The sequence below is a fragment of the Psychrobacter sp. 1176_08 genome (assembly GCF_052850615.1).
Map to the genome: position 1 here is coordinate 69,911 of NZ_VXCU01000005.1, position 21,097 is coordinate 91,007.

At 43.0% G+C, this 21,097-nt stretch carries 13 protein-coding genes; 4 read left to right on the forward strand and 9 right to left on the reverse strand.

Annotated elements, in window-relative coordinates:
* Nucleotides 1-136: 136 nt before the first annotated feature.
* The 5 genes from FW759_RS07860 to FW759_RS07880 form a co-directional block, all read right to left on the reverse strand.
* Nucleotides 137-1,336 carry an ABC transporter permease gene (locus tag FW759_RS07860; protein WP_062844279.1) on the reverse strand — a complete coding sequence of 400 codons (1,200 nt, stop codon included), beginning with the start codon at nt 1,334-1,336 and terminating at the stop codon, nt 137-139.
* Complete coding sequence (locus tag FW759_RS07865; RefSeq protein WP_446442650.1) at nt 1,336-2,562, reverse strand: ABC transporter permease; 1,227 nt, start codon at nt 2,560-2,562, stop codon at nt 1,336-1,338. Before FW759_RS07865 ends, FW759_RS07860 begins: the two co-directional genes overlap by 1 nt.
* A 3-nt stretch (nt 2,563-2,565) precedes the next feature.
* Nucleotides 2,566-3,765, reverse strand: coding sequence for an HlyD family secretion protein (locus FW759_RS07870; protein ID WP_446442651.1), 1,200 nt, complete (start codon nt 3,763-3,765; stop codon nt 2,566-2,568).
* A 48-nt stretch (nt 3,766-3,813) separates the two neighbouring features.
* Nucleotides 3,814-4,677: a YihY/virulence factor BrkB family protein gene (locus tag FW759_RS07875; RefSeq protein WP_443531081.1), complete on the reverse strand. Its 864-nt coding sequence runs from the start codon at nt 4,675-4,677 to the stop codon at nt 3,814-3,816.
* A 107-nt stretch (nt 4,678-4,784) separates the two neighbouring features.
* Nucleotides 4,785-6,437, reverse strand: coding sequence for a TolC family protein (locus FW759_RS07880; protein WP_446442652.1), 1,653 nt, complete (start codon nt 6,435-6,437; stop codon nt 4,785-4,787).
* 548 nt (nt 6,438-6,985) lie between these two features.
* On the opposite strand from FW759_RS07880, the gene glpK reads away from it, so the two are divergent.
* The 4 genes from glpK to FW759_RS07900 all read left to right on the forward strand — a co-directional run bounded on the left by glpK (nt 6,986) and on the right by FW759_RS07900 (nt 11,762).
* The gene (gene glpK / locus FW759_RS07885) at nt 6,986-8,566 is read left to right on the forward strand and encodes a glycerol kinase GlpK (RefSeq protein ID WP_446442653.1); all 1,581 of its coding nucleotides are present in this window, start codon (nt 6,986-6,988) and stop codon (nt 8,564-8,566) included.
* 449 nt (nt 8,567-9,015) lie between these two features.
* On the forward strand, nt 9,016-9,531 hold the full coding sequence (locus FW759_RS07890; protein WP_446442757.1) for a hypothetical protein: 516 nt from the start codon (nt 9,016-9,018) through the stop codon (nt 9,529-9,531).
* Between the two features lie 259 nt (nt 9,532-9,790).
* Nucleotides 9,791-10,816 carry an endonuclease/exonuclease/phosphatase family protein gene (locus FW759_RS07895; protein ID WP_131392244.1) on the forward strand — a complete coding sequence of 342 codons (1,026 nt, stop codon included), beginning with the start codon at nt 9,791-9,793 and terminating at the stop codon, nt 10,814-10,816.
* Nucleotides 10,817-11,069: 253 nt separating this feature from the next.
* Nucleotides 11,070-11,762, forward strand: coding sequence for a TetR/AcrR family transcriptional regulator (locus tag FW759_RS07900; RefSeq protein WP_062844286.1), 693 nt, complete (start codon nt 11,070-11,072; stop codon nt 11,760-11,762).
* A 63-nt stretch (nt 11,763-11,825) separates the two neighbouring features.
* On the opposite strand, the gene FW759_RS07905 is transcribed toward FW759_RS07900, so the two are convergent.
* The 4 genes from FW759_RS07905 to FW759_RS07920 form a co-directional block, all read right to left on the reverse strand.
* Nucleotides 11,826-12,614, reverse strand: a complete 789-nt coding sequence (locus FW759_RS07905) for a hypothetical protein (protein WP_446442654.1) — start codon at nt 12,612-12,614, stop codon at nt 11,826-11,828.
* Between the two features lie 145 nt (nt 12,615-12,759).
* The gene (locus tag FW759_RS07910; RefSeq protein ID WP_446442655.1) at nt 12,760-18,099 is read right to left on the reverse strand and encodes an SdrD B-like domain-containing protein; all 5,340 of its coding nucleotides are present in this window, start codon (nt 18,097-18,099) and stop codon (nt 12,760-12,762) included.
* A 132-nt stretch (nt 18,100-18,231) separates the two neighbouring features.
* A complete protein-coding gene (locus tag FW759_RS07915) occupies nt 18,232-20,376 on the reverse strand; it encodes a beta strand repeat-containing protein (RefSeq protein WP_446442656.1) in 2,145 nt (714 codons plus the stop codon).
* 45 nt (nt 20,377-20,421) lie between these two features.
* Nucleotides 20,422-20,886, reverse strand: coding sequence for a hypothetical protein (locus tag FW759_RS07920; protein WP_446442657.1), 465 nt, complete (start codon nt 20,884-20,886; stop codon nt 20,422-20,424).
* Between the last annotated feature and the right edge of the window lie 211 nt (nt 20,887-21,097).

The window sequence follows — 21,097 nt, forward strand, 5'->3', positions numbered from 1 at the left end:
GTTATTGATCGTAAGGTCTTGCAAATAGTACAAATAAAAAAGCGTCTACCGAACAAGTAGGCGCTTTTTTTCATCTTTGTATTAATAAAAGCATTAATTAAAAAGCAGCTTCACTGTTTATAAAGGGTAGGATAGGTTATAGCAGAGCTTTACGCTGCTGTACGCAGTCGTACCAACGTATCAGCATCAGCAACATAAAATAAAGTACCCACAGTCCTGCCAATGCATAGAATCCCAGTGCAACTTGAGAGAGACTGGCGCCCATTTGGTTCAGCTGGACAGAAGTATTGATGGCAGGCGTGGTTGGTATGAGCCAGCGGATGATTTGTAAAAACTCTGGAAGTTGATAGGCAGGCCAAGGGTAGCCGCTGACAAAGAACATCGGTAGTGAGCTAAAAATCAAAAGCTGCATACTGCGCTCACGTTGACGGAACCACAGTCCAAGCACACAGCCAAGCGTCGCCACTGTAGGACAAAATAGTAGTAAAAATAGCAGGCTACCGATCATATTCTGTCCGCGCGCATAATGATGTAGCTCAAAGGCCCAACCATAATAAAAGCAGCCAGTCATAAAACCAAAAGTGCTTAGAGCTGCAATACGACCAAGCCAGCCCCTTACACTGGCTCTATGACGTCGCTGTTCATACCACGTACCGACCAGCATAGCGGTTGACATTAAAAGCGTCTGTTGCAAAATAAGAATAGACACTGCTGGCACAACGTAAGCGCCATAACCTTCAGTTTGATTGTATAAAGGGATGATTTTTAATGGTACCGCTTGGGTATTAGCGGCAGCAGTTGCGAGATAAGCGCCTTGAGCCACATTTTTTTTGATTTCAATGCCAGCAGACACCGTGCTAACGGCTTTTAAAAATCCAGTTTGTACGTTTTTATTCAATAAAAAGTAACCACCATTACCCAGAACACTGACACTGGCTTCTTTTCCGGACATTACCTGCTGCTCAAGTCCACTGGGAATCACCATATAGCCAGCAATGTCATCTGACCACATAGCCGCTTTGGCTTCTTGTTCACTAAGAAAACGCTGTGTATCTAGTTGCGGGCTGGCGCTTGCATAACGAACGATGGTTCGTGATAAGTTGCTGTTGTCGTTATCAACGATACCCACAGGCACATGATTAACCACCTCTGTTGAATAAGGCCAAGGATAAAAGAATCCATAAATAATTGGCGCAATCATGAGTAATAAAAGCACCCCCTTATCAGAAAATACGTCTTTAAGCGTCTGTAAAAAACTGCCTAAAAAATGTTGTGAGGAGTACTCGCTGGAATCATCTGCCGTGGTAGATGAGTGGTTTTTCGATGTTAATGACATTAGCGTGCTCCCCAACGCTCAGGATGCGCAAGCGCACGTTTGGTCAGTAGCGCAGTTAAAACCATAGCAATCACTGTGGCAAGGGTCAGGCCATAAACAATCGGTAGCGACACGGCTACAGGCGCCTGCATCTGTAATTGCGCAATGTGCAACTTTAAATAATGAGTGAGTGGCAATGCATCTGACCAATGTTTGGCACTCTCACTAATGGCAATATAAGGAAAAGTCACCCCAGCAAAAGCGTATGAAGGTGCTGAGATAAAGGCAGTAGAAGACAATCCCATACGCAATGAGAATGCACCCAAGGTAAAGATAGCGCCCAGCCAAAAAGACAGCATCATCAGTAGTATCAAACCGATGTAAGTGATAACAATTGAGTCAATGGCGACCGATGTTTGAGGTGTGGCGAGCCATAATGCCAGCATTGCCCAAACACTATACGCCACTGTAGGCCAGAAATATTTGCCCAACAACCCAAATAATATGACCAAAACGCTGGCTGGTTCATCGATTTTATGGCCTAGCTGATGCTTATTGATAAAATGATACCAATGACCAAGGTTTTTATCGCGTAATTCACGACCAATCGTGGTTGCACCAATGACCATCGCCAAAATATGTAATAAAGCAGGGATAACGGTTGATGCCAAAAACTGTTGGTAATTGGTGGCGGCGTTAAACAAGCTGATACGCTGTATTTTAATAGGCGAGTAGGCAATGGCTGCTTGTGCTGGTGACATGCCTTTTTTGACCAAACGCTGTATCTCAACCCCTGCTGATAACGTACCAGCAACCGCCTGAACACTGGTCTGAATAATGCCTGAATGCGTGCCATACTGCGCATTGACATGCAATATTAGCGGAGCCGACTTACCAGACAAAATATTGCGAGAAAAGTTCTCAGGAATAACCACGGTGGCATACACATCGCGCTGTAAGATTGCCGCCTGTGCCTCAGTATCTGAGTAATAAAGCTGTCTTACGGTCAAAGTAGGACTGGCTTCCAAATAACGTACAGCAGTATTGGCAACAGGGCCATTGTCTTGATCCATCACGCCAATGGGCAAGTCGGTAATCTGAGTCTGTGAGAATATCCACCAGATCATGAGTACGGTTATTAGCGGTAGCCAAACCACCATACTAAGATCCCATGGGTTTTTGGTTAAAAACCGCCGTTCATAGGCAGCGCTGCGTATAAAAGCCCCATTCAGCTTAGTTAAACTCATGACTTACTCTTGGGTCTGACGAACAGTAGTAGGATCAATACGTACCACAACGCTCATACCTGAGCGTATACGGGCGTCAGGCGTGCTCGGACGTGCTTTCACTTCAAACGTACGCACATCAAAGCCATCATCATTATTGGTTGAGCGCCAAGTGGCAAAGTCAGATAACGTCGAAGTGGCATAAACCGTAAACTGCTTGGTATAAGGCTTATTGGTTGATGATAGTGCTGGAATCGTACCGTTAAATTGCTGACCAATCGCAAACTGATTCAAATGCGCTTCGGTGACGTTGAGTACTACCCACTGATCGTTGGTATTAACGAGCGTTAAGATTGGCACGCCTTGCCCAATAACTTCACCCGCATTGACAATAATATTATCGACGATACCAGAAATGGGACTTTTTAGATTCGCCTCTTCTTTTGCGACTAAAGCTTCGTCTAGTTGAGCATCGACTTGGGCGACTTGCGCGCTGGCAGCAGACTTGTCTTCACTGCGTGTGCCTTCCATCGCCAAATCGTATTGTAAGCGCGACGCTTCGGTCTGGTCTTGAGTGGCCAAATATTGTGCATAGGCTTCGTCGCGTTTTTGCCGCGCCATGAGCCCTTCTTCATACAGGCGATTGACACGCTGATACGTATTTTCTGCCAAATCAGAAGCAGCTTTATTGGCCTGCCATGCTGCTTTTGCTTGAGCGATTTCTTGTGGACGCGCCCCGTTTTCTGCTTTATCTAACTGACTTTGTGCCATCTGTTTGCCAGCGCGTGCTTGGTTGATTTTGGCATTAATCTCAGGTGAATCCATTTCAATTAGCTGCTGACCCACCGTCACAGTATCGCCCTCTGTCACTAATATTTGAGCAATACGTCCAGATACTTTTGCTGCAATGGAGGTTTGCTGCATTTGCATCTGACCTTGTAAGGTGACAATTTCAGGCTTGCTGTGCTGATTGCTCTTATACAAACCGTAAGCAATGACGCCCACTACTATCAAAAACACTAAAGCGAGAATGCCTTTTTTTATCAAGGCAGCTCTTTTGGATTTGGCGTTACTACGATTATAGGCGGGTGTGGGCTGATCGGCTTTAGCTTCAAGCACATCTTCTGTCGAATCCATTGAAGCTTGCTCATTTTGAGAGGTCACTGACTCGGTCGAATCAGTTGGTTTGTGTGAGTTGTCTGATTCGTGTGGTAATTCAGTCATGACAGAAGGGTTCCTAAAGCGACAAGATTGAGAGTAAAGGTTTTATAATTAATACACACGAATGGCATAAGGTTTGCCGTTTTCTATGACTTGAGAGTTAAAAATAGCACCAAAGGCGATGATAAATGCTGAGTAATAAAGCCATAGCATAATGACCACAGCCGCTGATAGGGCACCAAACTCAGCGCTATAGTTATTAAAGTTTTGCACATAAACCGAAAACAGCAGAGACAATACGATCCAAAGCACAGTCGCCAAAGCCGCTCCTGGCATCAACTGTTTTAGCACGATAGCGTCACGATTTGGGGCTAGGCGATATAGGCCTAAAAAGCTTAAGAAAATAATACCAGCCAATATCGGCCATCTGCTCCAAAGCGCAATGGTCTTAGCTACTTGAGGGAAGGGAAAATAGTCTGCCCCCAAAGGAATGATAGCGATAGAGGAGATGGCTATAATCAAGACTACTACTGCCCCGAAAGTTAAACCAACCGCTCGAATCGTACCCTGAATGAAACTGCGTTCTTGGGTGATATGAAAGGCAAGATTGATCAAAATAATCAAAGATTTTATGCCTTTTGAGCCTGCATAAAGGGCGAGAAAGCTCGATAATAAAAGACTAAAAGTTAGTGTGGACGTGGTGTTAGAGACCAACTCACTCAAGCGCATATTAAGAACGTCATAGACAGTATCTGGTATAAAGGCACGCAACAGTGAGATTTGTTCTTGCATCTCAGCGGGCGAAAACGCAAGACCATAAATCAGTACAAATACCGCCATGACTGGAAAAATAGACAAAAAGCCAAAATACCCGACACTCGCACAATGTGCCCAAATATTGGAGTTATTCGCAATACGCCATGTTTCTAATAAAGGGTGCAGTCCACTGGTCAAGTTGGAAGTTATTTTTTTCATAAGACAGTTATTCGCAATAAGATTAATAATAGTAGGGTGATGAGTGGTTGTATGATAGTCAGTATAAGCGCTTATCTACGTACCCTACGATTTTTAATATAAAATCATCATTCAGTATACAAAGTCGGCAATTGAATGTCGGCGGCATTGAGATAAGTATTGAAAGCCAGCGGCGTGCCGCAGCTTTGCATCAGCGCCGCCAATGATTGTACATAACTGTTTGCTGCTTGTGCTTGTTCCGTACGTGCTTTGAGTGACTGCGTCTGTGCTTGCACGACGTCGATAGGTGTATTCACGCCTTCTTGGAGTCCCAATTGTCGTAGACGCAAGACCTCAGCGGCCAAATCAACATTACTTTGTAGTGCCTGATAACGTGATTGGGCATTGTTGACATCGTGCCAGTTCTTTTCGACCAATAACAACAGATTGTCACTGACTTCAATCTCGGACAAATCTGCTTGACGTATTTTGGCATTGCTGGATGCCAATGAAGCGGTTTTATCGAGTCCACCCCACAGTTTCCAGCTTGCAGAAACCCCAGCGACCCAGCTGGGATCTTTTTCAACTTGCCCATAACCATATAGTAAAACAGTGGGTTTATAACCTGTATCTGATAACGCATGTAATTGCTGCGCCTGTGCGCGTTTGGCAGCCACTTTTTGTAGACCTGGATGATTATTAAGCGCCAAATCCTGAAAATAGGTAACGTCTCGCAAAGGTCGGCTGGAGACAAATAGTGGTGTTGAGGGTTTGATACGATAGTCAGTACGCAACAGACGCTGTAAAGCCATCATGGCAAGCCTTGCGTCATTGTTGGCATTGACGGATTCACTTTGTGCATCCGCTAGTGCTGACTGTGCTTCTAAGCGATCAACGCGTGAGATAAACCCTTCTTCAAAAAGTCGCTGCGCCATATGGTCGGTCTTCTGCAATGTGTCATAAGCATCGTCACGTAAGTAGGCAGCAATAATGGCCAGCTGTGCCTTAAAATAACGCTCAATTAACGTGTTATACAGCTCGTTTTTATCTAACAAACTGTCTGCTCGCGCTTCTTGGGTTCGAGCATCAGATGCCCCTGTTAACGCCGCGGTACGTCCAGCAGTATAAATTGGCCATACAACGCCAAGGCCTGCTCCTGTTGTTGAACCTGAGCGCTTTAATTCGTATGAATCAGGGATACGTTCACCGATTAACTCTCCAAAATTTGGCAAGTCAGGTAGCGTAGGAAGAGAAGGGGTAACACCGTCATTCACCTCATTGATAAGGCCACTTTTTAGCGTGGATAAATCAAGATCTGTATCCAAGTTATAAGCACTGGCTGATACTCGCGCAAACACCAAAGGGTTGTCTATGGTTTTAAGCGCGTCCGTTTGATACTCACTAGCGGCAATCGCTGCTTGATTGGCGGCAATTTTTGGTGAAACTTGCAATAGAATATTTTGAGCTTGTTCAAGGCTCAATAAGCTAGACACTTCTAATGGATAGCTGTTATCAACGCTTTTATGAGTAATAGGATCGATAAGGGTGGTCAAGCCAGTCGGTGGTTCTACTGGATACGGCTTACTATTCGTAACGGTGGCTTTTTCATTTTGGACATTGCTTGGATCATCAGCGTCAACAATTTGGGTCACAGTGATTGGCATGACGTCATCTTGTTGCGCAAGATCAGTGTCTTGAGCTTGCGCGATGGCTGGAGTAGCCAAACCCATCAGCATAGTCGTTATCACAGCAGTAGACAGCATCGATAAGGCAAATTTCATAAGTCATGTAAGCCATTAATTAGAAAGCAAGATATTTTAAAATTGTGTAAAGCATGAATATTATCAAAAGCAAGGAGTGCTAAAGATCATCAATGAAAACCAGTATCAGAAACTAGAATTTTGTTACTCATGATAAAACGTACACTGTAGTGGCACAATGGTGACGGGTCAATGCTCAGTATTTGTCTATTTTGCGTTGAATGCACAATGGTTTTATGTTAGCTGTTTGAGTTCAAAAAAGGCAACCACATCGCTTATTTAACCACAATAAAAGGTTTATCAAACAGTTAAGGGATAAGTTGCAGAGGCGTTCATATTATTGTGTGTCGATTAAAGAGCTATTAAGCGTCGCCGGTGCTGATGTATGTTATATTCCAAAAATCTGAATTATTTGTCTGACTACCACATATAACCGCTAAGAGCCTTCATGCTTAACTAACCATATTTTAATGACTGATCATGTGAAAGACTATAAATATGTGCAAGTAACAGATAAATGACTATAAAATATCAATGATAAATGACTGAGATAAGATAGGGTGTGAGTGATGTCAGGATATATTTTGGCTTTAGATCAAGGGACAACCTCAAGTCGGGCAATATTGTACGACGATCATGCGCGTCCAATCAAAATGGTACAGCAGCCAACGATCCTTAAAACGCCGCAGGCAGGATTTGTTGAACAAGATGCACAACAAATCTGGCAGACGCAAATTAGTTGCGCGCATGATGTTATCAATCAGGCAGGACTGCTTGCCACTGATGTCACCAGTATTGCGATTACCAATCAGCGCGAGTCTATCGTGGTTTGGGACAAAAAAACTGGTAAACCATTAGCGCCAGCAATTATTTGGCAAGACAGACGTACAGCAAGCTATTGCAAAAAGCTGACTACTAACACCTCTCATGATAGCCAAAGCGATATATCAAGCGATGTGCAACGTATAACAGGCCTGCGCTTGGATCCGTATTTTAGCGCCAGTAAGATTGCTTGGCTGTTAGAGCACAATCCTAAATGGCGGGCGCGCATTGACAACGACGAAATAGCTGTCGGTACGATAGACAGTTGGCTCATATATAAGCTAACAGGCGGTGAGCATGTCATTGATGTCACCAACGCTTCTCGCACTCTACTATATGACATCAATAAAATGGAGTGGTCAGAGGAGTTGTGTGCACGTTTTGCCATACCTATGAATTTGTTGCCCAAAGTTTTGCCATCTGATGGTGACTTCGGTAAAACTAAAAAAGGCCTCTTTGCCAAACAAATCCCTATACACGCAGTGTTGGGTGACCAGCATGCCGCACTTTTTGGACAAGGCTGCCTAGATGCTGGCATGGCAAAAAATACGTATGGTACAGGGTGTTTTTTATTAATGAACATTGGGACAAAACCTAAGCTTAGTGAACATAAGCTATTGACTACCATTGCTTGGCAAAAAAAATCGGCATCGTTTCGCTCTGACAGTCTATCACTTGAGCAAATTGTAAAGTCAGGCCGACGCATGTTGCAACCGCCCAAAAAAGAAGTCACTTATGCGCTCGAAGGCAGTGTGTTTATGGCAGGGGCAATCGTCCAATGGCTGCGTGATAATCTGGGTATGATTCAAAAAAGTGATGAGATTGAGCAGTTGGCAAGGCAGGTCGATAGTAGTGAAGATGTGGTGTTATTACCAGCTTTTACGGGACTTGGTGCACCCTACTGGCGTTCAGATGTCAGTGCTAGCATTACTGGAATTAGTCGCGGTACGACCAAGGCCCATATCGCACGTGCAGCATTAGAAGCAGTCGCTTATCAAACTTACGACGTGCTGATAGCAATGCAAAAAGACAGTCCTCATCCGCTTACTGAATTAAGAGTAGATGGTGGGGCCGCGAATAATGACTTGTTAATGCAGTTTCAAGCAGATTTGCTTAATGTACCAGTATTACGTCCAAAAGACACAGAGGTCACGGCTAAAGGTGTAGCGTTACTTGCTGGTCTAAAAACTGGCTTGTACGATGAAGCTACGATACAAGCTTCTTGGCAAGTTGATCGAATTTTTGAACCTCAGATGTCGAACGATATGCGTGAGCAACATCTAAGCAAATGGCAGCAAGCCATTGATAGAGCGTTGATTGTCTTATAAAAAATACTCTATCAATGAACGACTGTATACATGAAAACACAATAACTAGATAATGAGATATTACGTAAAGTGCTCTGCCACTCTACAAAATAGTTATAAAGATACAGGCTGTAACGCAAGACAATCGCAAGTAGGACATAGTTTACATAATCCGTCTATCTGTCTTCCCCTATAAGTTTCTATACTTTAGAAGAATTAAGTAAGACCACTAATTTATTATTTGAAGATAAGTTAGTAACCAATAAATACTAATATATAAAAACGAATTTAAGGAAGATATTATGAATAACGATGGCCGCATTACAGACCCTAATAACCGTGTAGTTGCTGATGATGATTACTTAGAAGTCGGTGATAGAGAACGAATTATTGATGACAATCAGCGTAGAGTAGCTGGTGCTGATCCTATGTTAGACGGTAATAGAGGTGTCTTACATGACAATGACAATATGATAGACAATCATGACGCTATCGATAGTAGCGAAGTAAAACACATGTCTAAAGAGACAAAAAAAGACCTAAATGCTGATATCATCACAGGTGAACCAGGTTCTCATCCAGTGGGTACAGGTATTGGTGGCGTAGGCGGAGCAGCAGCAGGTGCAGCTATTGGTACGATGGCAGGTCCATTAGGTACTCTAATTGGTGGTGCTATTGGTGCTATCGTTGGTGGCGGTGCAGGACATGCAGCAGCAGAAGCCATTGACCCAACGCATGAAGAAGCCTACTGGCGCGCTGAGCATGCAAATGCAGATTATTATAAAGAAGGTTATGATTTTGACCGCGATTTACACCCAGCATACGCAGTAGGTTATGCTAACCGCGCCCGTTATCCTGCCGATGCTCGTTTTGAAGATCACGAAGCAGATTTAGAACGCTCATGGCATGAAGTAAAGGGTGAGTCTCGTATGGAATGGAATGAAGCCCGTAGAGCATCAGCTGATGCTTGGAACCGTATTTCCTAATATCATTACAGATTCGAAAAAGGATAATATTTTTAGGCGCTTAACTACCTTGCGTAATTGAACAACCTATTATATTACTCTCATATAACAAGAGTTAGTTTGATTGTAGAGTTGGTTCTTTTACCAAACAAAACCAGTGAGATTTGTGCTAATTTAAAGCTTCCAAAGTAATCTTTGGAGGCTTTTTTGCTGCAAATAAATTTGTAATAAATTAAACTCTACAATATAAGTTTTCAATAAATATAATAGATCATTTAGGATGAGTAATATGGAAGATAGTGGTCAGAAACAGTTTTATATTGCGACAGCCAATTTACTCAATTTTGCCAATCCTGATCGTATTTATTATGAAAATGCGCCCGCCTATAGTCAGCGCCAATATCAGCATAAATTGCGCGGTATTACTGATTTACTAGCAAAGGCGCATGCCGATATTATTGCAGTACAAGAGGTATGGGACAGTCAGGCACTTGAAGAGCTGGCTGTATCTTTAGGGTTTGAGCCTAAGCATGTTGTAGCACCACTGGCGAGTAATGATAGTGCCAGTGCATATACTCAAGGTAGAGGAGCACAAAATACGCCTGCTGTTGGTATTATCAGTCGTTTCGAGCAATTAGAATGCAGTTTACTAGAAGACATTTTGCCAAAAGCTGTGATTGATATACCTGACATTGGACTATATAAACGTTTTAATCGTCCACCACTGATGTTACGTGTCAATGCATATGGTCAGCCAATAACGATTGTGACGACCCATTTAAAAAGTAAACGTGCTTTTTTCTTGCGTGATGAAAATGGTCATTTATTAGAAGATACGGATGATCCAAATATTCGAGTCCGTGCCAAACTTCGTAGTTTATGTATGCGTGCTGCAGAGGCAGCCTCTATTCGTATGTCTATCATAGAGCGCTTACACCATACTCGCGAGCCGCTAATCTTGTTAGGGGACATGAACGATGTCACTGGTAGCGTTACCACGCAGTTAATGGCTGAGACTGGCGAAGTTAACTATGATAAGAGTATGCGTGATGTTGCCTTATTTGATGCAGCTCGCATTCAGTCACGCTATGATTGGATGAGAGATGTGGCCTATACTCATATATATCAGGGTATGCCCGAAGTAATCGATCAATTGTTTGTATCAGAAGAGTTTTTGCCTGATAGCAAGTTTTCACTTGGTCAAGTGGAGCGAGTAGACTATTTTAATGACCATTTGAAGTGGGATTATGCAGATAGAGTCATTGATCATGGTATTATAAGGGCGAAAATCAAACTTAATGATTAGTTTTAATTGAACGATTAATTTTATTACAATTCATGGTCAGCTTGACTAAATTGTTGATCTGTACATTATTTTAACCCATTCATCTCCCTTGCTTGATAGTGTACAAGCGTTTATGATGCCTTTCCAATGAGTCTTATAGCGCTGATACTAGCATTATATTATTGACTGATAGGAAATATTTCTTTAATTAGGAGGAATATCTTCCAATGAAGACTACTTTTATAAATTAGGGTGTAATTTTAAGAGACTTACAATGAGCGAAAACAAAGACGAAAAAATTGAAGATGTGTTGGTAGATTCGGAACTGGCAAAAAAACTTGTTCCAAATAAGTTCAAGTTTACCAGCCAGCAAGGCCGTGCACGTCGTCAAAAACTTTTGGCGGGTGCCAAGAAGTTAAGTGAAACACAAGCGATTAACGATATTACGTTGGCGGCTGTGTGTGAAGAGGCAGGTATTCCAAGAGCTTCTGCCTATCATTTCTTCCCTAATATCGAAGCAATCTTTTTAGCATTGCGTTTTTTGAATGCGATCGAGATATTAGAAATCGTAGAAACGGTTGATGTGGGAAATTACGACAGATGGCAGGGGTATTTAACGGCTCTGATTGACCAATGTGTGATGATCTTCCATAACGACAAGACCAAAGCCAAGCTTATTTATGATACCAATACACCTGATTTTGAAGGTGACAGTTTTGGTGAAGACATGGATCATCAAATCGTCGATTTGGTTTATAAGCGTTTGTCAGAGCGTTATGAGATGCCAAACTTTGAAGACGTGCAAGATACCCTGTTAATTGCTTATAGCATTGTGAATGCGATATTCACGTTGTCTTATCGTCGTCATCAGAGTATTACGGATGAATACATCCAAGAAGCGAATACAGCGTTCATTGCTTATTTACGTTGTTACTTGCCAGAGAAGTTACCGCGTAAAAATCGCTAAGACAGCTGGTTAAATACTATTGAATAGCGATAAAAAAGCCGACATTAAATGTCGGCTTTTTTGTTATTGTCCCGAGGGCGTCAATATTTGTCCACGGCAGACGTCATCGCTGGCATCTAAAGGTGCATACTGCTTATAGTAATCGACGATTCGTTTTTCCAAAGCGACGTTAGTCTGAGAATCATGGACATTGATATAAGCTTCGCGTGCTTGCTCAAGCCAGCGATCTGCCATACGAAAATGTATACCGGACTCGCGCCAACCTCGCTCGCACTGATTGGTTGCAGCCCAAATCAAAGCCACTTCGCTAAAGGCCATCTTACGTGGTGCTGACTCTATACCATCACTGTCTTTGAGCGCGCTCAGCGTTGCCCATAAATCGGGACGCATTAGAGCAGAGGTAGTCGGAATGTCTTGCTGTAGAGTAATGTCTTGTGCGGTATCATTTTTTAGCGCGTGCAATATAGACTCTGCCATGTCTACCGCCACAGAGCCAGCAGGTGAGCGGCTATTCATACTGTCTTGATGAATCGCATAATTCAGCCATGCTTGCGCTTTATAGGCCAGATATTGCTGACGCGCTGTTTTGTCTTTTTGCTGATAGGGCTGTAGCTGCTTTATCATACAGTTAAGCACACGTTGCTGCTCACTTTTGTATTTATAAGAAGGGGTGTGTGTCTCGATATCAGTGCGACAGTCTACAGTACTCTTTGTGTTAACGGTTTGAACCGTATCGGTAGCGATGTTATCTGCCGCTGACGCAAGTGAGGCCACACTCAAAAGTAATAATGCTGAGAGCGTAGCCCGTATTGGTTGGGTATGGGCAATGGTATTAATGGCAGCTTTAAGCATGATGCAAACCTTATGTGAAGGTAATAAGTGTTGGTATTTACCATTATTAGCGCTGATTTTGTTGTCTCTGGTCTAGCAAATCATAATGCCAAAACCATCAGGGTGACATTGTTATCAGGCATGATTTAAGGCATCATCAGCAACACTATAAGCTAATATCGCTGATTTGAGTAGAGTCACTACTTAGACGCTTGTTTTTGCGTGGGTCTTCACGTTTGAATAGGTTTTCATCAAACTTGAAGCGCAGTCTAAAGTAAGCACCTTCTTGCGTACTATCATCATAAGCAATGTCTTCGTCCTCGAATCCCATAAAGTTGTAGCCAAGAGACAACCAAAGATTGGTCATTGGGCTATAGCCAACTTCAGCGCCAAGCATATAAGCCAAGTCATTTGCTTGATTGTTCCAGTACGTGCCAGCTTGCAACCCAACATCCCAGCGCTCGCTGATGTCATACAGTCCACGACCGTAAACAGCATGAGCTGTGTTATCACTGGTCAGACCATCTGCCTCGTATTCTGTATATTTACCGGCGTAGCGACCAGACAGTGTCAGCGGACGCGTTGGATGATAGTTACCATTCCATGACCAAACGGTCGTGTCTTTTTGATAATTGTCATCACCCGTATTATTATCATCCAAGCGATACTCAAGCTTTGCAAGCATGTCTAGCTGATTGCTATCGTAATCACGATAAGCCGCGCCTAATTGGAAGCGATTGATTGTGCGATCGCCATCATTATAGTCAATGCGTGAATAGGTATCTTTGGCAAGTAAGGTAATCTCATCAGTATAACGATAAGCAATGCCGGCGCTACCAAGTAACGTGTCGCTCGTTTCACCCCAACGTTTTTCGACACGACCTGACGCTTTGTAATTTTGCTTGGCAAGGTATTCGACGCCAAAACCTGCCGCTGTTGCGGTGTTGTTTTCTTCACCTTCGAGTGATTCAACACGCTCAAGTAACGTGTTTACCGTCAAACCTTCTTGTACATACCATTTGTTTTTTAGACCGAGAGCGGCTTCAGCTTCACGTGCGCTAATAGCATCACGCATACGATATTCGCTATAGACTTTACCATCTTTCATATAGTTGGCATCAAAACCAACCACGGTGCGTTGACGCTCATCCGTATCATCAAGACCATAAGTGCCAGATAGGCTATTGATCAAGTCATGACGCGCGTACAATCGACCTAAGTTTCCAATAGGCGTTTCGCCGCCGATAGAGGTGGCGTTGCGTGAGCTGTGGTCGATATCCTGCTCATATTCTGCAAATACTAAGCTATTATTTAACTTAGGCAGGCGAGAGGTAACACGAGCACGAACGGTCGTGCCTTCGATGTCTTTATCAGCATTACTCACGCTACTTAATGCAGACTGGTTGATAATGTCATCGTTAAACAGTGTGTCATCAGTGATATCTACAACATCTGTGGCGGCTTGCGTATTACGCGAGGCAGCAGTGGCGTCTTGCTTATAGTAGCGGACACCGATTTCGCCAACGACATTTTCGCTCAGGCGTTGCTCGATACTGGCTTGTACGCCTTCACGACTCGCTTTGGTAGTATGGTCTTCGGTATATATACCTTCTAACTTCAGGGCAGTTTTTTTATTGTTTAGCTTATGGATAACTTCTACGCCAGACTCCGTACGTCCAGCGGTAAGCGGTGACGCACCAGTGACAAACCCTTCGTCAGCATCATTATAATAAGCCTTGGCACGCGTGTTTTTCTTATTGTCAAAGTCAAGCTCGACACGTAATGCATCACCTTTCACATTGTTGTCGTCTAACTCTGTCGTATTGATCTGATTGCTTGCCTGAAAATTTGGGTTCTCAGCTTTATTCATCGCGTATTCAGCAACCAGCTTTAATTTGTCATTGAATTTGATAACGCTATTGATACTAGCAAGCTCTTCTTTGTTCAGTGGGTCATCGCTATTGATATAGCTACCACCGATAGAGATTTTGTTAGTAAGCTGTTGTTTAGCAGCGATACCGCCAACTAAATAGTCCTCACCACCTTCATCCACTTCTACAGTGACACGAATATAAATAGGATTGCCTTCAATATCTTGGCTGGCAATTGGTGATTTTAAAAATAAGCTACGGCTAATCGGGTCAATTTCATAATCAGCAAAGCGAGTCAGAGTTTCACGATTAATGATGAGTCCAGGGTTATTGGCGTCACGGGTGATTACTTCAACCGTTTCAGAATTTTCTAGTACCGCATCAAAATCTTCAGCAAGTGGATATGGCCCAGAAATACCCAAACCGCGAGTCTCGTTCACACGCTGGCTAGTGCTGGTCTCTGCCAAAAATGCAGTTACGCGAGTATTATTGTCTTCAAACTGCGCTTTTAGACCAGTCAACGTACGGTTGTACTGTCCAAGTTTGATACCTTCATCATTGTCAATTTGGGTTTTTAGATCGCCATACATAGCAAACGAGCGGCCTTTGTCCAGACGCACATAGAGCTTGCTAGTTGATTGCGCATCAAAGCCTTTTGCAGATGAATCGCCATAGACCGGATAGTACTCACCAGGATCAATATCACGGAAAAGGCGCTCGCCTTTTTTGTCACTATCGTAAGCTAGGGTCAATAAATAGTCGCCGCGTACTTTGCCTTTGAGGAACATGGCTGCACGACCTGATGCGGTATAGTCGTCGTTTCCAGCAAAATCATTCAGCTCTTGCTCAAATGCACCTTGAGCATCAGTGATACTACTACCATCAAAGTCTTTGAGCGAAATAGCACCTTCGACGATACCAACGGCAATCAGTGGACGCAGTTTGGCTGTGAACTGTAATGGAATGGTCTGTTTGCTGCTACCAGTATCGATTACCAGCTCACCTTTACCTGGTACGCTCGGCGCGGTGACTGGTATCAACAGCTCGCCACCTGATAAGACGACTTGAGTGCCCGCTTGATCTTTGCTGCTATCACTAAGATTGATACGGCCAATGTTGGTATCGATAGTGACTGGCGTTGAAGCAATATAAGGACGACCATCACGATCTTTTAGGCTGATAACGACTTGATATTCACTTATACCATCAGCGGTAACCATTTGCTCTTGAGTGCGATAATCAATCGTTTGTAGTTTTTCTGGTGTCCATACCTTGATGGTTTGCTCAGAAATAACCTTACCATTCACATCGGTCGCCACGCCGCGTAAGGTATTGCCACCGCGTTGTAAGTCAACCGCGTAATAATCAAATGCTACGACACTTTGTTTTTTCTGTTCAGCAGTTTTACCAATTTGTTGTTCTGATACCGCTTTGCCATTGGCGTATAAGGTAAATAATGAGCCAAGCGGTGCTTGGACTTGTACCATTTGCTTATAAGTACTGAGCTGTTGGCCTTCGTTGAGATTGATAAAACCAACCTCATTGTTTGCCACTTCTTTTAAATATTCTTCTAGCTCTTTTTCTGCTGGTGGCGCTATAGTAGTAACCGCCATATCTACACGACTGGCTACTGGATGAACCATGTCATTGACGATAGCGGAGTCGCAGTTACTGCCTAAGTCTAGTTCGCCATTGATGTTACAGCCGCTGGCTTGAATATTATCTTTGTAGCTGCGATTGTAGTCAGGGTCTAACGTCAGTTCTGTTTTTACGGCTTGCTCAAGGGCATCGTTTTTAGTGCCCACTGATTTGCTACGAGCTACCAGCTCTGCGTTTAAGCGATCAGTACTATCATCCATACCGCCTACGATACCGAAGTCAGCACGATGCAATTCACCATATTTTAAATCAACAAATCGGCTACCCGCATCACCAGCATTACGATTGCTTTGAGTGACCATTTCAGTTGCGTTAGGAAGCGTTGTACGATCAACTTTTAAAACATGAGTCTTGGCACTCACACCATAAAAATTATATTTACCTTCAGGATCGGTTACGACAAAATTGCCATTTTCCATGTAAATACGTACGCCTGCGACACCCAGCTCGCCATCTTCTTTTTGTTGAATACCATCACGATTAATATCATGGTAGACCTTGCCTACAATGATACCATCGGTGTTTATTGTGCCGCGCTCTACCTCAATTTTCCATTGTGCTTCTCTTGACGACACGCTTTGACCTTGGCCGTTATTCGCTACCGCCGTCGCACGATTGATACCATCACCGCCCAATGAGGCTGCACCGACTAACACACGGTAAGTGATTTTTTTACTTTCACCGCTTGGCATGTTACCCAAGCTTAGCACCTGATACTTGCCGTCAGTCTTAAATTCGGTCGTTTGTGCTTTATTGATCTCAGCGCTTTGGCCAACGCGCACGCTACCATTAACGTAATCAAAACCACGCGGCAACGCATCTTTTAGCTGCACGTCAAAAGCGGTAGAGGTGCTGCTATTGGTGACATTGATGGTGTAACTGACGTAATCACCAAGCTCGGCACTTTTGACATCACTCTCTTTGGTCACAATAAGGCTTGGAGTATCATCGATAATATTGATTTGCGTATCTAAGTCGTCAATACGTACCGTAAAGTCGCTATCATTTGGTAGCTCATTTACACCCGTACCGACAGAAGGAGCAATACAAGCGTCTAAGCTGGCAGTTAAGGTATCGTTTACTAATGTCTGAATAATTTTGTCATCAATAGCATTGGCATTGTTTTGCGTTGGTGCCGACAGCTGGTATTTACCTGTGTTATTGCCTGTCTCAATCGCTTTTAATGAGTATTTGTCACCTGTTAGTGAAGATATAATTGTCACCCATACTTGATCTGGTTTTTCAGGCTGAACATTACACTGGGCGTAGCTGGCATCGATATAGATGTTTTCATTGAGCTGAGAGGTGGTTTTGTTTTCATCGAACTTAGGAGTAGTAAAAGCTATATCAGGCTCAACAATGATTAACTCATCAGTAGCATGAGCTTTTGATACAGACGGATCTTCTAAGACCACCGCGCCAATTTTGATATCAGCCGTATCGCCGCTTTTACCATTTGCATCTGACAAAGCTTGCACAATAAGCTGAAGGCTTTCGTTATGCCCAAGCTTGATCTGGGCGCTTAAGTTATCAAAAAGTATTTCACTATCAGCACTGTCAACAATGCCGTTTTTATTAAGGTCTTGATAAACCTTTAAGTTCGATAGCGTTGGCGATACGTCTAATGTCAGCTTGACCGTCTCATCGCTGTAGCTGGTATTGGTGAGAACATTGACCCAGTTTACCAAGGCATTTGGCATGACAGTAAGTAATGGCTGCTGAGTCAAGCTGATACCGTATTCCGGTAGGTTTGAGACTTTAACTTGTACTTTGTTTGAGGCACTAGTAATAGCTATGTCATTTTGTTTGTTGACATTGTAGGTGGCTTGAGCAGTATTGTTGATTATCTGCACAAGTGATTCAGGCGCAGCGAATGCCATATTTGATTGCATAAGCAACATTGCCAATGACAGCGCCGAGATCTTCGCTGTACACAATGCGGTACGATTAGACGGTGTCATGATAGATAGAGTCATATGTCGCTTATCCAATAAAACATAAAGAGGTAACAGGGTGGAACATCTCTAGCTTGAACCAATCATTTTTAACTGTTCAAGCTAGAGATTTGTTCTATAAGCACCTTATGGCGCTTATAGGTTACTTGATTATCAATTAGTGCCTGTTTGCGAAGGTTTTGCAGCAAACACAACGTTGGCTGTCGTATTAGCAGCGATACTCGCAAATGTCACTTGGATTGACTGACCGAGCGTTTGAGTCGTTGCTGTTGGGGACGCTGAGAAGCTATTGGTTTGATAAGTAAGTTTGCTGTCTAACGTATCTGAAACCACAAGGTTGTTAACAATTTTGGCCACATCCATGAATGTGTTTTTAGCTTCTAATTTATAGAAGACACATTGATCAGCATTAGCAGTTACATTACCAGTCGACCACGCAGCAGCAGTAACAGTAGGATCAGCGTCACAATTAGCCGCTATTTGGTATTTCTTCAGATTAATACCTTGCAAGGTCGTCGTAGAGGTTGTAGATAATGGGTTGCCAGCAGTGCTAGTAGGCGCGGCAGTACCGCTAACGGCACCATTAGGCTGTACAGCGACTGTTAAAGTCTCAAAGTCACCTATGTTGTTTACATTATCTGTTGTAGAGTTTGGATCGTTGCTACCTTTACCTGTTGAAGCAACCTGTACGCCAATTTTGACGCTCTCGCCAGGCGCTAACCCTTTGCGAGTGGTCGTACTACCTGTTACAAAAGGAGTGGCAGCATTAAGATCGTAGATACCATTTACACCAGTAAGTTCAATTTCACCAGTGTCAAACTTACCATTGTTGTTAGCGTCTACATAGACACGTGCAATACTGATATTAGGATTATCAATGATGCCGTTATCTTGAGTAGCCGTTGGTTTTATAGACAGTTTGACAGCACTGGCATTATTGCCTGTTCCTTCTGCTTCTATAACGTCAGTACCATTGTTAGTGATGGTATAAGTGTAATTGTTAGTCACGTCATTAATAGTGTTAGGGGTAACAAGCGCAATTTCTTTATTGGCACCAGGAGTGATGGCAATAGCACGCGTTTGATTGGTCGTGTTTACGGTTGCATTGGTATTATCGTCTTTACCTACTAGAGGTTTAGCAGGATCTTCATAAGTGCTTTCAGTAGGACCGCCTGGATTAGTGCCATTATCAGATCTATCGATGATATCAGGCGTATTCGCAGTAGCATCGTCTTTGGTATTGTCTCTGACGACTGCATAGTTGACGAATGAGCTAGTAGCGGTTGCGCCAGTTGCTTTTTTGGCACGGAAAGTGACGGTGATCGTTTCGCCAACTTTGATATTTTGACCAGCTACCGTGATGGTTTTGTTAGCGGCTGATAGTACAGCTGTACCTGTTGCACTACCATTAGAGGCAGTAACAGTAGGCGCTACATAGTTAGCTTCTCCTGACGCTATTGCTACCAAGCCTGATGGTAGATCATCTGAGATACTGATTGCAGTACCAGCGATATTACCTTCGTTTTTTACGGTAATCGTATAATCGACATAAGCAGTGCTACTATTTAAATCTAAATTACTATTACCAAGATTGGTAATAGCCGATTTTGTGATAGCGTAAAGTGGCGTTTTGGTTAACGCATTATCAGTGTTAGTAGCAGTATAAGTAGCAACAGCGCTGTTGCTAGGTTTCGATTTTAGGTAGGCACTTTGAGCAGTTACGGTTAGGATACCATTAGCATCTGCAACCCGTTTAGTATCGGCTTGGGCTGTCACAGTGATTAACGCTTTTTCGCCTGGTGCTAATGCAATCGTACCGCCGTTAGCAATGGTCACCAAACCACCAGTATTAGCGCCGCTAGCATCGACTTTTTGGTACTTAATAACACTACTACCTAGGTTGTAATCAAAATCATCGCCAGTGGCATTGGCAATATTGACGGTATAAGTATCATTAATGTTACCGGCGTTAGCCAAGGTATGGGTAAAATCTACGGTCGAAACGGCTTGTGCATTAATAGCGCGATCTCTACCAAAATCATCGTTAGGATTGGCATCAACAACAGTAGAAATCAAACTAAAAGAACCCGTCTCAGAAACATTAACGGTGACGACATTTGATTCAGCAGTTTGAACAGTCGTATTACCAGCGACAGTATAAGAAGCTGTCGCTTTGTTATTTACATTAAATGAGCCGGACGTACCACCTGTTGGGGTAGCTGCATTGGCAGTAGTAATACCCATAGCAGCAACGACACCAACGGTCAACACTGAGTATTGGAATAAATTAGGTTTCATGCGGTCAATCTCCAGAAGGTTTAAGATAAAAGCATTGTGTAAGTATTAGTTGACTACCGTGTTGAGTGATACGGTGGCGGATTTCATGGCTGGTAGTAGCTTGATATTCCAACGAAGGCTACGGTATTCAGAAAATGGCACTTTTACTACTTTGCCGTTTACTTTACGCATCAAAGGCATGTCAGCATAGTTCTGACCATCAGTACTGGCTTGAGCGCTGGCAGGCATGGCGTCACCTGTAAATACCATGTTGGTAGGAATTGGTAGTGCTACCATCAAGTCGTTAATATCTTTATTGATAGTATTGGTATAAGTTGCTTTGTATTGAATAACAGTACCCTTTGGTGCTGTGCGTACTGGCGAATAAACCGTTTTACCTTCTGCATTTTTGATAACTTGATTAGCAGTTAAATCCATTTTCAATGCATCATCAGCATGAGCGGTACCTAATAGACAGGTAGAAGCCAATGCTACTAATAAAATATTGGGTACAAGCTTAAATCGTTTCATATAGAATCCTTGTCTCGATCGTAATGCTAATAAGGTGTTAACTTACAAATCGCGGAATAATTAACCTGAATCTGTTATAGAAAGTACGCATAAAAAATAGGTAGTTTCCTCTTTGTTAATTTTCACGTAAACGATACAAATAATCACTATAAAGACGACAAAGGGTTTATTAAGGTGACCAAACGGCAAAAGCCCTATCTTGGCAGATAGG